Source organism: Paenibacillus solani (assembly GCF_050475945.1).
GTDB lineage: Bacteria > Bacillota > Bacilli > Paenibacillales > Paenibacillaceae > Paenibacillus_AQ > Paenibacillus_AQ solani_A.
This window is the reverse complement of record NZ_JBCMXJ010000016.1, coordinates 255,136-269,792: the sequence shown is the minus strand read 5'-3', so window position 1 is coordinate 269,792 and position 14,657 is coordinate 255,136. Positions and strand designations below refer to the sequence as shown.

11 protein-coding genes are annotated in these 14,657 nt (G+C 53.4%); 1 reads left to right on the top strand and 10 read right to left on the bottom strand.

Going from position 1 to position 14,657, the window contains the following annotated elements; genetic code table 11:
• Positions 1 to 67: 67 nt before the first annotated feature.
• The 4 genes from ABEQ74_RS19895 to ABEQ74_RS19880 form a co-directional block, all read right to left on the bottom strand.
• A complete protein-coding gene (locus ABEQ74_RS19895) occupies positions 68 to 2,563 on the bottom strand; it encodes a glycoside hydrolase (RefSeq protein ID WP_430123879.1) in 2,496 nt (831 codons plus the stop codon).
• 13 nt (positions 2,564 to 2,576) lie between these two features.
• Positions 2,577 to 3,587, bottom strand: a complete 1,011-nt coding sequence (locus tag ABEQ74_RS19890; RefSeq protein ID WP_430123878.1) for an ROK family protein — start codon at positions 3,585 to 3,587, stop codon at positions 2,577 to 2,579.
• Positions 3,584 to 5,455 (bottom strand): class I mannose-6-phosphate isomerase, encoded by a 1,872-nt coding sequence (locus tag ABEQ74_RS19885; RefSeq protein ID WP_430123877.1) that lies wholly within the window; start codon positions 5,453 to 5,455, stop codon positions 3,584 to 3,586. The genes ABEQ74_RS19890 and ABEQ74_RS19885 overlap by 4 nt, the downstream gene beginning before the upstream one ends.
• Before the next feature lie 125 nt (positions 5,456 to 5,580).
• Positions 5,581 to 6,510 carry a helix-turn-helix domain-containing protein gene (locus ABEQ74_RS19880; protein WP_430123876.1) on the bottom strand — a complete coding sequence of 310 codons (930 nt, stop codon included), beginning with the start codon at positions 6,508 to 6,510 and terminating at the stop codon, positions 5,581 to 5,583.
• Between the two features lie 208 nt (positions 6,511 to 6,718).
• Here ABEQ74_RS19880 and ABEQ74_RS19875 point away from each other — a divergent pair, with 208 nt between their 5' ends.
• On the top strand, positions 6,719 to 7,321 hold the full coding sequence (locus ABEQ74_RS19875) for a YdhK family protein (protein WP_430123875.1): 603 nt from the start codon (positions 6,719 to 6,721) through the stop codon (positions 7,319 to 7,321).
• Positions 7,322 to 7,392: 71 nt separating this feature from the next.
• On the opposite strand, the gene ABEQ74_RS19870 is transcribed toward ABEQ74_RS19875, so the two are convergent.
• The 6 genes from ABEQ74_RS19870 to ABEQ74_RS19845 form a co-directional block, all read right to left on the bottom strand.
• The gene (locus ABEQ74_RS19870; protein ID WP_430123874.1) at positions 7,393 to 8,298 is read right to left on the bottom strand and encodes a TIGR01777 family oxidoreductase; all 906 of its coding nucleotides are present in this window, start codon (positions 8,296 to 8,298) and stop codon (positions 7,393 to 7,395) included.
• Positions 8,299 to 8,611: 313 nt separating this feature from the next.
• A complete protein-coding gene (locus ABEQ74_RS19865; RefSeq protein ID WP_430124243.1) occupies positions 8,612 to 9,802 on the bottom strand; it encodes an ornithine--oxo-acid transaminase in 1,191 nt (396 codons plus the stop codon).
• A gap of 105 nt (positions 9,803 to 9,907) precedes the next feature.
• Positions 9,908 to 10,813 (bottom strand): arginase, encoded by a 906-nt coding sequence (gene rocF / locus ABEQ74_RS19860; protein WP_430123873.1) that lies wholly within the window; start codon positions 10,811 to 10,813, stop codon positions 9,908 to 9,910.
• A 234-nt stretch (positions 10,814 to 11,047) separates the two neighbouring features.
• Complete coding sequence (locus ABEQ74_RS19855; RefSeq protein ID WP_430123872.1) at positions 11,048 to 12,409, bottom strand: extracellular solute-binding protein; 1,362 nt, start codon at positions 12,407 to 12,409, stop codon at positions 11,048 to 11,050.
• A gap of 123 nt (positions 12,410 to 12,532) precedes the next feature.
• A complete protein-coding gene (locus ABEQ74_RS19850) occupies positions 12,533 to 13,357 on the bottom strand; it encodes a carbohydrate ABC transporter permease (RefSeq protein WP_430123870.1) in 825 nt (274 codons plus the stop codon).
• Positions 13,354 to 14,328: a carbohydrate ABC transporter permease gene (locus ABEQ74_RS19845; RefSeq protein WP_430124242.1), complete on the bottom strand. Its 975-nt coding sequence runs from the start codon at positions 14,326 to 14,328 to the stop codon at positions 13,354 to 13,356. The genes ABEQ74_RS19850 and ABEQ74_RS19845 overlap by 4 nt, the downstream gene beginning before the upstream one ends.
• Positions 14,329 to 14,657 lie beyond the last annotated feature (329 nt).

Here is a 14,657-nt window from a genome sequence, read left to right as displayed (position 1 = left end):
AGTTCGCTTCCCTATATCAATGAGAACAGCTGCCCTGGTTACCAGGGCAGCTGTTCTTCATCATGAATTATTGGATCCGATGAACGGTGAATTGTCCAGTTGAGGCGTGCAGCGTCTTCGCCGTTTGCTGGGGGTCCAGCTGGCGATGGCGTTCTACCGCATAGCGGAACTCGTAGAAGCCGCCGAGCGTAGCCTTGAAATTGGTCTCCCAGTAGTTCGTCAATATCCAGGCATACGTGGAAGGTCGGCTGTCCGCTGGCTGCATGGTGTGAAGCTGGCGCGGCCCGTGCTCCAGCGTTCCGAGCTGTACGAGCGGCGTGTCTGTCATGGATAGGGTCAACGCTTCGCGGTCTTTAGCCGAGTGCCAGAATATTCCCTCCTGAACGCTGGTGTAATCGAGGCAGCTTCCAGGAATTTGATCCTTCCAAGGCCGGATATGGCATCCGGCTTTTTCGGCGTATAACTCGGCTTCCGTCCCCATCGAGAACGGCAGTGCTACATAGACATTTTCCGGCAGCCAAACGCTGTCCTTGTGGAAGCGGACGGACACCTCGACACGAGGCTGGTTGGCAAACATCTTGATGTGGAGGGCATAGTAGCTGAGTCCCTTCACGTCGAACACCAGCTCGACCAGGGCAAACAGCGGTCCGTTGTCCAGCACGGTCGCCCGGGTCAAGCGCCCGGCATCCCGCTGGACATTGGTGCCCTTCCGGTTGCGTCCCATGCGGCGGCGGGTCGAGCATATTTCGGATGGATTAAACTCATCCTGTGCCGGCGTGACCTCGTAGACAGGAGTGAATGCCCCGTGCTCGCGTTCGCCGTCCAGCAGGTCCGCCGAGCGTGTCTTATCGATCCAGGCCGTAATGCCTTTGTTCATTTCCCATTCGATCCGGAAGAAGTCGGATTCGAGCGAACTCTTGCCCACCACGATCGGATGGAGAGCCAAGGGCTGGGTCCAGATGTCGGCGATGCCTTCGCATGCGATCGGTTCGGTATTCCGCGCGGTTGCCATGTTCCCAGAAGCGGAGAATGCATCTGGCGTTTCGTGCGGATGGATGTACAGGATCCGGGACTCTCCCGGTTCAAGCGTGAGCTCCGTAACGAGAGCTCCCGTATGTGCCAGCTGGTACGGAAGCGGCTGCCCGGTTGATTCGTCGATGAGCTCGAACGTTTTCTTCAAAATCACGTGCTCCCAACCATCCAGCGGTATGGCAACCTGCAGCGTCGCTGCGGCCGGTTCCGTGTTGATCACCTCATAGCGCAAGGGACGATGGGGGGCAAGCAGCGCGCCATGACGGGCTGCGAGCACTTGGTCCAGTGCCCGGTAGGCCAGCTTGCTGGCTTCGGCCGCATAGGCTTGCTTTCGCACCTCCAGCATTTGCACCTGCGGATGCCAAGGCTCATACACGGAGGAATGGTAGCCCCAGGTATGCTCGGCGTACATGGTCAGCGCCTGCGAGGCCTCCTCAATCTCGGCGAGGCTTGCTGCTGCATGGCCCGGATCGAGATGCTTGACTTTTCGAAGCGTGCGCTGGGCATCCCGGTAAATCTGGGTATGCATCGCCGTGGAGGCGACCCCATCGGTCCACCAGTCCGGCCAATCCCCGCGGTGCACCGGAAGCGCGGACAGATCCTCCTGCTTCAAGACGGCGAAAAATTCGGAAAGCGTGGCCATTTTAATGGTGATTTGGTCGCCGTATTGTTCATTCCATGCGCTCATCCACTCCGCAATATCGGAATTCGGGGACGCATTGTCCGTACCCAGGCCGGAGACCATGACGGGAACGAAGGAATACGGGTAGGACTCCTGCTCGAGATTCCATAAATACCGGTTAATCCGCAGGGCAGCAATGTCGTTGTGCCGCTCCTCGGGCTCCATCAGATTATGCTGAAGTTCATCCTTGATGATGTATTTGCCGAGTGCGTCAGGGCAGAATCCGAGCTCGTTGCCGAACATGTAATGCTCGCCGTTCCATACGAGCAGCCTGCCGCCGCTGTGGCTTTCCCACCAGAACGGGGTTTGTTTGCGGCCCAGCGGATACATGCCGTGGTGCGTATGGATGCAGGAAAACAGATGCTCGATATTATTTTGCAGCAGGCTTTCCGCATAACCCCAGCTGTACCCGTTGATGTCGGCGGTCATGGCGCTGTCGATCCGATGTCCGAAAGTCTTTGCATATCTTTGCGCCTTGCCGTGATTGCGCAGAAGGAGGTCGAAGTCCGGAAGCTCCGTCATGTTGAGATAGGTTCCCGACAATTCGATATCACCGCGAATTACCGCTTGCTGAAAAGCCTCTTTTTCTTCCGTCGTGGCCGATTCGAGGAATTTCTCAACCGCCCAGAATGTTTCGCAAGTCCAGCGGAACGATTCCCATTCCGGACGTTCCCCGCGGTGTGCGGCATCCGTGATGCCCAGAGCCTGGCGGATAAAATCGACGTGGTACTGCTCGATCCGCTCCTGGCGCTCGGTGTAACCGATATCCGTGTGAGAATGATGGATGGCATAGATCGTCCAGGGACGAGCGGGTCTATGGCTTCCTTGGAGTGATATGTTCTTGTTCATATAATAGGACCTCCTAATGATAATATGGAGCGGATCGTTCGCTCGCCGTATCGTCAAACAGCTTCTCAATGCCGTAAAACACAGCGGACGTACCGTCCTCAAGACAGTCAATCGGAACGCTGTGCGTACCCAACGCCAGCTGCATATCCCTTTCCCATAAGGGCAGGCTGCCCGAGATCTGTCCGCCCAGCACCAAACGATCCGGCCGGAATTCGGATAGATAGGGCCGCAGCATTCCTCCCAGATTGCTGCCGTATTCCCGGAATAAATCGCGGGCCTGGCCATTACCTCGCGTTGCCGCTTCGGCCAGATCGGCTACGTCGATTCCGTCCGTCAGGAGTCCCCGCTCCGAGGCCATCCTCAGAATGCCTCTTCTCCCGAAATAGCTGTCCACGATGTGGTCCCGGTAAGGCTCCGCATACAGCATGCCGCTGCCAGGGATACCGTCCTTGCCGGCTACGATCCGGCCATTCTCCACGAAGGCGGAACCGAGGCCCGTACCGAGTGTTAGGCATAGGAGACGTTCCGCCCTGAACCGGATGGAGGCGCCTAGCCCGAACATGAAGGCGTCGTTCCCGAACCGGATATCGGCAGCGGTCAAACGATTCATCATGGCACCCGGAAAGGATGGTTTGAGGCTTTGGAACTTCGAACGGAGCAGATCCCGAACAGACAGTTTGTACAGCCCATCATATTTGCCGATGCCTTGAAGAAGGGCAACGCCTTTTGCATAATCGAAGGGCCCCGGAAAGGCAAAGCCGATCCGGATCGAATCGCGATCGTCCACTGGCCGGAAGGCTGAGGTGTAGAAGTGCAACAAATCATGGCAGGCGCTGGCGAAGCTGGCGATCGCATCCTCCGCCGTCCCTTGCGATGCCGAAGGCCGGATGAGGAAGGAGCCTGGGACCAGCTGCTCATTCACGATGAGCGCTCCCTTCAAAGCGGTTCCCCCGGCATCGAGCGTTATGGTGATGGGGAACGGGGGAGACACGCTACTCGGATCGTCCCAATCAGGGCGGTTCATGAAAACTCTCCGCTTGCCGCTCTTCGGGAAGGAGGAAGCAGCGGGAGATTCCATTCGGGATTGACCCTGGCCGCAATCAATGTGCATGGGGAATCCGACAGGTTCTCCAAACGGTATTCACCTATACATGCCGGAACGATGTAGGATTCCGCATAGCCCCATTCAACGGCCCCACCCTCATCCGCTGCCGGTACTAGGCGGACGCGGTCGCCTTCCACGAGATTGTACATAACGAACTCTCCCTGAGTGTCCGCTTTCCACGTGTCCTGCAGATTCAGCCTGCTGACTTGGAACAGTAGATCTTCCCGTTGTCCCAGCAGTTCCTCCGTGCTGCCGCCTTGACGGCTTACGACGGATGGCCTGGCGATAAGTCCGCCCTCTACCGCCGGCGTATTTATGGCGTCATTGATATTGTGGCGCGCATGCTCAGGGTTCATCGGGCGTGGCTTGCCATCGGCGTCCAGCCGCAGATAATCGTAAATCTTGAACGTAAACCACCAGGTGGTCGAGGAGATTTCCAGCACGAGATTATCCCTGCCGGAGCAGTGGACCGTACCCGGTGGAATAAGGTAGAGATCCCCTGTTTGCGAGTGGTACTCGTTAACGTATTCGGAGAGCTCAAGCGGCTCTTCTTGAAGATGGGCATTCTCGACGGCTTCAAGGAGCCGTCCGCCGGTGACCCCTTCCTTCAGTCCCAAATACACCTTGGCTCCCGGGACATTGCGCATGATGTAGTACGACTCTTGCTGCGTCATATGCTCATTGAACTGTGCCTCTGCATATTCCTGCAGCGGATGCACTTGAAGCGACAGCTCGCCACCCTGCATCGTATCCAGATAGTCAAACCGGATCGGAAAGTAGTCGCCGAACAATTCGAAATTACGCGCTCCCATAATTTCCTGGGAGGCTGTCTCCATCAACAAAGTGAACGGAACCTCGAAGGTGACATTCTGCACGCGCAGCAGCAGTGTATTCTCAGGAGCAATGGGTTCAAAGCTCCAGGCGCAGTTCGGCCATTCTTCGGGAAGGCCGCACAATTCCTTAAGGTATTGGCCTCCCCATATCCCCGGGGCAAAAAACGGCTTGACTCGAAACGGCTGCCGGGCCGCTTGAAGCAGCACGCTTGCCAATTTCGCTGCAGGCAGCCAGACGGGAGCTTCCGTACGATTCATGTCCATATAGTACGCTTGGTTAACGGAGTGCTGAACATGATGGTCCAGCCAGTCCCGGCGGTAAGTCTCCCAGACGGGCCATTCGAGAAACAGGCAGTTCTTGTAGGTCTCAACCTTATCGCTCGAGATGCCGAGGCCGAAGCTGCCCATAAACTCGGCATGGCGCCGCTGCTGGTTTTCGCGGGAGTAATCGGCGTAGAAGCGAAGATCGGGGGTTCTGCCTTCCAGCAGCGAGGCACCCGGGCCGTACAGCACGTGAATGCCGCACATCACGTCAAATTGCAGCGCGCTTTTTTGTAAGGCAGCCTTTGCGTCCGGCTGAAAATATTGAATGGGACGGATATCCGAGGCTTTATAGCCGAATGCCCGGTTATCGGTCAGATAAGGAGCCATCTCGGCCCGGAGCTCGGCTTCGGGTTTTAAATAACGGGACGTCGAATTGCTCGAGAAGGCAATGCCCTCTTGTTTGCAGGATTGCTGAAGCTGGATCAGCAGTTTATCGAAATCGGCACCGTGCGTTCCGTCGAGCGTAATGTAGACGCCTCGCTTTTCAGGGGGATGAAGCTGCGATTTTTGTTTGTGGATCGACATGATGAACGAGCACCAGGAGTCGATTCCCTGATTCATGAATAAGGGCTCGTGGCGAAAATCCACAGGATTGATCGGATGTGATTGAAAGGCAGTTGCAGGTTTCATGGATTGGATGTATCCTCCCTTCCGTAAATGTCTGTTACGACTTCATTGTAGAAGGCAAGGGAGGATACGTCTTTATAAAAAGAGGAAGTGTTTTTGTACGATCAGGACATCGGCGGCCCTTGGCGCTAAACCTCGGAGTCGTAGCGTCCTTCCGAAAACTGCGAGCGCCGGAAGCGGGCCGGGGTTACACCAAGTTTGGATGTAAATACCCTGGTGAAGTAATGCACGGACTCGAATCCGCAGTATACGGCAATCTCCTTGATCTGCCGATCCGTATGGAGGAGCATATGCTTTGCCTGCTGCACGCGTTGCTCCTGCACATAATGGACAAAGGATTGATGGCCGTATTTGCGAAACAGCCGGGTCAAATGACGGGTTGTGATGTGGAGATGGCCCGCCACGCGCTCCAGCGAGAGAGGTTCGTTGAGGTTGTCCTTGATAAACAGTTCGGCCTGATGAAACATGGAGGTTCCTTCATCGTTAGCTTCGGCACCGGAAGGCTCATGATGGAAGCCTGGGCCATGGACGGTCAGAAAGGATAATATCAGTGACGCGGCCAAACTGTTCACCATTTGAGGCGGGTGCTGTTTACCGGAACCCGTATGAAACAGCGATAACAGCGAAAGCCACAATAATCCGGACGCCTGCCGGGCTCCTTCTGTAACCACCGGGTTGCCTTGTTTGGCCAACAACCGGAACGCGGTCGCATACAACTCGCCGCTTGCCGTTTCTTCCGGTTCAAAGGCGACATAGCACAAGGCCAAGCCGTCCTTGCTTCTTATTTGATGCTGGACGCCCGGCCGCGATAGAAACAGCGTCCCTGGGTGGAGGGGGAATTCGGTCTCGCCTTCGATATAAGTTCCGTTGCCTGTTAACACGTAACAAGCTTCAAAAAAAGAATGCTTGTGCTCTGTATTGTCGTAATGGCGCGGCATGAATCCCCAGTAATGAATCTGGATGTTTAGCTCAGGTTGTTCAATACGGCTCAAGGTTCGGTTTAATATGGAATTGGCCCGCTTGAATAGCGGGATGAAATCATCGTCATCGATTTGCATGGGAGATGGTTCTCCTTCTTAAATAGGGCAGTGAGATCTGCCTTTAAAATAGATTGAGTGCATCTTAGAATATCACTTTATTTTATATCACAAGAATGGAGATAAAGAAAAAATGGGTATAGTGATGTTATGCATAGACAGCTACATTAGTTCTTCATAAGTAGTTGCTATGATATCTACATTCCATACATGAAGGAGGAGTTTATATATGTCAACAAAAAAAAGATGGAAGCCGCTCACTCTGGTAGCACTAGCATGCCTCATCCTCGTACTGGGTGCCTGCGGGAATACGAAAGATGCAATACCGGCGGATAATGCTAATCAATCGGAAAGCACAGAGAATACCGGCAGCATGGATGGCATGGATCATGTGAGCATGGACCATAATGGATCAGGCGAGGTTCCGGAAGGATTGAAGACGGCTGAGAATCCAACCTATGCGATCGGCACCCAAGCGATTATTGAATCTGACCATATGCCCGGAATGAAGGGAGCTACAGCAACGATTGTGGGAGCGTACGATACGACGGTATACTCCATATCCTATACACCAACCAATGGAGGACCTGAAGTGAAAGATCATAAATGGGTCATTCACGAAGAGCTGAAGGATGCGGGCAAGGAACCTTTGCAACCTGGTGATAAAGCCGTTGTCAATGCAGATCACATGGAAGGGATGAAGGGGGCTACAGCCGTAATTGACTCTGCCGAGCAAACGACGGTCTATATGGTGGATTATACATCGACGACAGGCGAAGAAGTCAAGAACCACAAATGGGTGACGGAGAGTGAACTATCTCCAGTCAAATAAAGTTCATCAAAAAAACAATCGTTCTCCAGAGATCAGGAGAGCGATTGTTTTTTATGCTCATTGCAGAAATTTCAACTCTCTTTAATCTGTTGCAGAGCGGCTCCCACTTCAGGATATTGAAATACGAAGCCGTGACGTAGCGCTTTAGCAGGAAGGATACGTTGACCTTTCAACAGAATGAGCGACATTTCGCCCAGGATCGCTTGGAGCATAAAAGCAGGCAGAGGGAGCCAGTGCGGACGTCCATAGACCTTGGCGATGCTCCTGCCGAACTCGTTGTTTGTGACCGCATTCGGGGAAGCTGCATTCACGATTCCGGAAATGTCTTCATGCCGAATACAATAATCAATCAAACTCACCATGTCGTCGATATGTATCCAGGAGAGCCACTGCTTGCCAGAGCTGATCTTGCCGCCAACGCCTAATTTATAGGGCAGCAGCATTTTGGGAAGTGCCCCGCCCTGATCGCCAAAGACAACGCTGATGCGCAGCTTGATTAACCGGTCGACCGGGATGCAATCGGCTGCCTGCTCCCATTGCTGCACAACCTCGGACGGGAAATCCATGATCGTGGCCGGACTGTCCTCATCAAACTCTTCATGCTCGGATGTACCATATATGGCCATTGCCGATGCTTGAAGAATGACCGGAGGTTTGTGATCCAGGCGCTGCATCAGGTCCGCTACGGCAGACACGGTTCGTTGCCGGGACTGAAGAATTCTCTTCTTGCCTGCTTGCGTCCAGCGCTGGCTCAGGGAGGAGCCGGCAAGGTTAACGAGTGCGTCCAAGCGCTCGAACCGCTCCGGATGGGATTTCATCTCATCCCAGGTTAAGTAGGATAACGACCCGTTCTGCTGCACAGCGGGGATCTCCGGCTTGGACCTGGTGACGATGATCATGTCATGTCCGTCGCGCAGCCAGCGCTTGCACAATGCTTGACCAATGAAGCCAGTGCCCCCGCAGATGGCTATTCTCATGAGTGAACCTCCTTGTTAAGTTATCATCAACCCTGATAAAACATGGCTGGGAATCATTACCCGTCATACGCTGAAATGAGCCGAGAAGGGAATAACGATACGTTACTTGTCAGAATCGTAAATCCAATATTATACAACCCATTATACAGGAAATGCGGCATGGCACCGCTATAAGATATTTCAGTCAACGCTTCAGCTTCTGCCTGGCTAGGAGCGGAAAGAAACCGCAAAAAACAGTTTGCCGCACCCCATGCCTTGGAGCCAGGGGGTGAACAAACTGTTTTTTGCGCAAGTGCAAGCCGGTATCGAGTTATCACGCAAACGCCTGCCTTACGATCGCCGCCGCCTGGTCCAGTTCTGCTTTGGTGATGATGAGCGGAGGGGCGAAGCGGATAATGGCTTCATGGGTTTCTTTGCAGAGCAGGCCGAGATCTTTCAGTTTCTCGCAATAGGATCTGGCCGGGACCTTCAGCTCCATGCCGATGAACAGACCTCTGCCGCGCACCTCCTGGATATCGGGATGCGGGATGGATCGAAGCAGCCGAAGAAAATATTTGCCGAGCTCCAGGGAGCGAACCCCCAGCCCTTCCTCAATGAACACGTCCATGGAGGCGATGGCCACCGCGCAGCCGAGCGGATTTCCGCCGAAGGTGGAGCCGTGGGAACCCGGCTCGAATACATCCAGAATATCCGCGTCCGCCGCCACGGCGGAGACGGGAAAGACGCCGCCGCCCAGCGCTTTTCCAAGAATGTACATGTCCGGCTCGACGTCCTCCCAGTCGCAGGCAAAGCGTTTGCCCGTCCTGCCGAAGCCGGTCTGGATTTCGTCCGCTAGCACGAGGACGCTGTGCTGCCTGCACAGCTTCAGTGCCCCGCTTAGGTATCCGTCAGGCGGAATGACGATGCCGGATTCGCCTTGGATCGGCTCCACGAGAAAAGCGGCCGTATTCGGCGAAATCGCCTGCTCCAGCGCCTCAAGGTCGCCATAGGGAATGACTTTGAATCCCGGCGTAAACGGACCGAAGTCCTCGCGATATTCGCGGGATGAGGAGAAGGAGGTAACCGTGATCGTACGGCCGTGGAAATTGCCCTCGCAGACGATGATTTCAGCTTGATCTGCCGGAATACCTTTCTTCCGGTAAGCATAGCGACGCGCTGCCTTAAGCGCCGTTTCAACCGCCTCGGCTCCCGTATTCATGGGAAGAATCATCCCTTTGCCGGTTAAAGCGGACAGCTTCTCGTAAAAATCGCCTAGTTGATCATGATGAAATGCGCGCGAGGTCAGGGTCACCCGATCCGCCTGTTCCTTTAAGGCCCGGATGATGCGGGGATGACAATGACCTGCGTTAAGTGCCGAGTAGGCGCTTAACATATCGATATACCGTTTGCCGTCCGAATCCGTCACATGAATGCCTTCAGCTGAAGCGATGACGATGGGAAGAGGGTGGTAGTTTCTCGCGCCGTACCTTTCGGATTTCTCGATATGAGGGTTGGAAGGGTCCATGGCGTAACCTCCTTGGGAGTCTAAAGAAACCGCAACGCGGAAAATACAGCATGCCCTGCGCAAGAGGCTTCTCATAATCAAGCATGATGCCATGTCATAAAAATGTCATAAGATGCTTTCGCCCAGCATGGAGGCGATTAAACCGACAAGCAACCGGGACGTCTTCTGCCCGCGGTCCAGCAGCGGGTTGTTCTCCACGAATTCGGCTGACGTCAGAATACCGGATTCCGACAGCATCTCCATGGCCAGGTGCGCTTCCCGGTAGCTGAGCCCCCCTTGAACCGGCGTTCCTGTTCCCGGTGCGATCTTCGGATCGACACTATCAATATCAAAGGAAAGATGAACGCCATCCGTTCCCGTTGACGAAATGCGGATGGCTTCCTCCATGACCCGGAACATGCCCATGCGGTCGATATCCTGCATCGTGAAGCAGGCGATGCCTTCCCAGCGGATGAAGTCTCGCTCGCCCTGATCAAGTGAGCGCGCGCCGATGAGCACGACATGCTCCGGCTTAATGGTTGATTTAACGCCACCGATCGAGGTTAGCCGCCGATCGCCTTTTCCCAAGCTGACAGCCAGGGACATGCCATGGATATTGCCGGTCGGGGTAGTATCCGGCGTATTGAGATCGGAATGGGCATCGATCCAGATGACGCCTAAGTTGCGGTAATGCCGGGTAAGTCCGGCGAGCGTGCCGATTGCTATGCTATGGTCGCCGCCGAGCACAAGAGGGAAGGTGCCCGCTTTCGCCAGGGCGGATACGCGCGCTGCCAGCTGCTCGTTCATCGTCACGACTTCTGTCAAATGTTTTAATCGGGGATGGTGCGCTTCATCCTTGCGCTCGGGGAGCGCAGCAAAATCATCGACCTGGTAGGTTACACCGAGCGCGTTAAGCTTGCGTTTCAGACCGGCTCCGAATATGGCGTCCGGTCCCTGTCCGGCGCCGCGGCGGGTAGCTCCCCGGTCGAAGGGCACCGGGATGATCGATACGGTGGACGGAAGATTTATCATTACTTTGCTCACCTCCACTTTGTAACAGTGTATTCCGGAGCCGGGCTGAGTGACTTGGGCAAAGCCCTATACAAGCTGATCAAATATGGAAGGTTTTGGGTTAAGCGAGAAAACACCCTTTATGCATGATTCATGGAATGACTGCAGAGAGCCCCATGAGACAGCATGAAGGGTGTTAATGACGTGCAATTCGAATTAGGTTTCATCGCATGCATACGCGGCATGCCCCGACATTTATTTTACCGTTTTATTATAGGTCTCGATCTTGGAGCTGATCTCTTGAGCGGCTTTGTCCAGTGCTTCTTGCGGTGTTTTTTGACCGTTTAGCACTTCCTCAATGGCCGTTTCCGTCAGCTGGCGGGCCTCAGGGAAGACGCCCATGACAGCGCCCTGTGTTGCCAGGTTGGCCTTCGTTTGATGCAGTTGATCCACGGCCGTCTGGAATTGCGGATATTTCTCCAGATTTTCTTTAACGAGAGGCTCGTCGTAAGCTTTGGTCGTTACCGGGAAGTAACCTGTGTTAACATGCCAGTAGGCTTGTGTTTGCGGCTCGGCTAAATACTTCATGAATTCCCAAGCGGCCTGCTGCTCTTCTTCCGATTTGTTGTTCATCAGCCACAGGCTTGCACCACCGATGATCACGCCGCCTTCACCGCCGTCAGCCGGTTTGGGCAGGAAAGCTGTGCCGACCTCGAACTTGCCTTCCGCTGCGCTAACGATTCCGCGAAGCGAAGCCGTGGAGTCCAGCGTCATGGCGACTTGACCCGCCGCAAAAGCTTTTTTGGTATCGTCTGTTTTACGTCCGAGGTTCAGCAGCACCTTATCATCCAGCATCTTTTTCCACCATTCTAACGTCTTCACGGCAGCATCATTGTTGACTTGCGAAGCGGTTGCCGGGGAAGTGCGGCCGTTGCCGTTGTTCAAGAGCTCCGCACCTTGGTTGGCGAGGAATTGCTCCATGAACCAGCCATAAATTGCGAAGGATGCGCCGGTTTGGTCGCCTTTCGTCAGCGCTTTAGCAGCTTCTGCTACCTCTTCGTAGGTTTTTGGAGGGTTTTCCGGATCCAGTCCCGCCGCTTTAAAGGCATTTTTGTTGTAGTATAGGATCGGGTTGGAGGAGTTAAAAGGCATCGAATGCAGCTTGCCGTCAAAGGTATAATAATTTTTGATGTTGGGTTCCAAGGAGGAAATATCGTATGCTTCAGCATCCATGAAGTCTTGTACCGGACGGATCGCTTTGGTATCCATCATGAAGCGGCTGCCGATCTCGTATACCTGAATCATGGTCGGACCACTCTTGGCTCCCAAAGAGGCCTTCAGCTTGTTCAAGCTCTCATCATACGTTCCTTGAAATACGCCTTCAACCTGAATATCCTGGTGGGTCGCATTAAAATCGGAGATTAGCTTGTCCGCGACGGTCCCGAGCTCTCCACTCATGGAATGCCACCATACGACCTTAACAGGATCTTTGGCTGGCTCGCTGCCAGCGGCAACGGCTGATTCTCCAGCGGCTGGCGTGTTGCTGCAAGCGGCACTGATCAGCATGAAGCAGGAAAGCAGAAGCAGCGCGAAGGACCTTTTACCAAAACGTTTCATGATCGGTTAATCTCTCCCTTTTTGAAAATAAAGTATGGTTTGATCTATCAGAAATTGCGGAAACCCGTTTCTTCCGATAACCGGCCCGCAAGGCTGATCATGTATTATCCGGTTTAATAGGCATTAGCCCTTCAAAGCACCTGCTGTAATGCCGCGGACAAGGGGTTTCAGCCCGAGCGCAAGCAGCAGCAGGGAAGGCAGCAGCAGGAGGAGAACGCCGGAGAGTATCAGATTCCATGAGTTCATCTCTTCGAACTGCAGCATACCAATCCCGATCTGAACGGTTCGCATTTCAATGCGGTTGGTTGTCAGGAGCGGCCACAGATACATGTTCCAATTGTTCAGGAACGAGTACACGCCCAGCGTGGCGATTCCGGGAATGGATAACGGCAGTACCATGCTCAGAAACGTGCGGACATGTCCGCAGCCGTCTACGCGGGCCGCCTCAAACAGCTCCTTCGGCAGCTGCAGGAAGGTCTGTCTAAGCAGGAAAGTTCCGAAGGCCGTTGCCAGGAATGGAACGATAAGTCCTTGGTAGGTATCAAGCCAATTCAAGCTTTTAACCGTCAGATAGTTGGGAATCATGATCACTTCCCACGGAATCATCATCGTAGCGAGAAAGAGGCTGAACAGCAGCGTTTTCCCCGGAAACCGCAGGAAGGCGAAGGCATACGCCGCCAAACTCGCGGTTACGATCTGTCCAAGCATAATGGCAATGGAGACAATCAGGCTGTTTCCGATAAAGGTAAGGACAGGGATCGTATCAATCACCTTGGCGAAATTGGATAGATTAATGGCTTCGGGCAGCAGGGGCGGCGGGTATACGGCTGATTCAGCTTCGCTCATCAATGATGTCGACAAGGTATAGAGAAGTGGAAAAAGAACGGCCAGTGAACAGAGAAGCAGCGCGGTGTAGATGAAGCTTTTGGGCATGAGACGCATGTTCATTGGTAATGCACCTTCTTCTCCACGAATTTAAATTGAAAGAGTGTCAGCAGCAGAATGATGGCAAACAGGATCAGTGCCTGCGCGCTGCCGATGCCAAAGCGGAAATTGACGAACGCATCCTGATAGATGTTGAATACCATGACGTTGGTACTGTTCACCGGACCACCCTTGGTAAGGATGTTGATCTGACCAAATGCCTGGAAAGCTCCAATAACAGATACAACCGACGTGAAGAATAATGTAGGAGAGATCAGCGGCATCGTAATCCGAAAAAAAGTTCTTAATGGTCCGGAACCGTCAATCTTGGTGCTGTCGTAGATATCCTCAGACACCCCCTGCATACCGCTCAGCATCAGAATGTAGTTGAATCCAAGATTCATCCAGACCGTCATGAGCGCGACAGAGAGCATGGCCCATTTCGGATCGGTCAGCCATTGGATCGGCTGAGATCCAAGCAGTGACAGGAAATAATTCAGTATGCCTAAGGTTGGATGGTATAGAATCATCCAGATCATTGAGCCAGTACCGACGGACACGGCCATTGGTAGAGAAAATATGAAACGGAAAATTTTCATGCCTTTCAGTTTGTTGTGTGTCAGGCCAGCGAGTAGAATTGCAGCTGCCATGCCAGTCGGAACGGTGAGCAGAATGAACAGCAGCGTATTACCAAAGCTTGTATAGAACATCTCAGAAGCTAGTATTTCCTTGAAATTATCGAGACCTACAAATTCTGCGACCCGGCCTTGGGGATCGGTGAGGAACAAGCTGAGATAGACCGATTTGAGCAGTGGATAGAATAGAAACAGACCGAAAATGAGCAGCGAAGGTGCTAGACATGCGTAGGCGAGCATGATTTCCCTGTTTCTGGTTTTCTTCGCTGCGATGCGCATCGCTGCTGCTGAATCTCCGGTTTGGCTGGCATGCGCTGTCAGGGAATGCCCCGGAGATGGGAGTGAGAGTTCATTATCCATCATCGTGATTACCTCGCTTTCCGGCTTGGCCTTACAGCTACTGAGTATAAGGACCGGATGTTAAATTCAGTCCCGGATTTTGTAAGAATACCGTAAGATATGGTTTGAAATTACATAATCTTCAATGATGATCCTTACTTGCAAAGCTGCATAGTTGAAAAAGAGATAAATAAATATAATAAATGACCCAGTCCGTAACCGGTTACACATTTCTGCGAAAACGAAAGTGATAACGGATCGGTGCAATAGAGTGGTATCAATTTTGTAATAATTAGTCTCTCTAATATCGTAAGATAACGGTAGGTACAGAGGTTTGCCTTCAACCAATA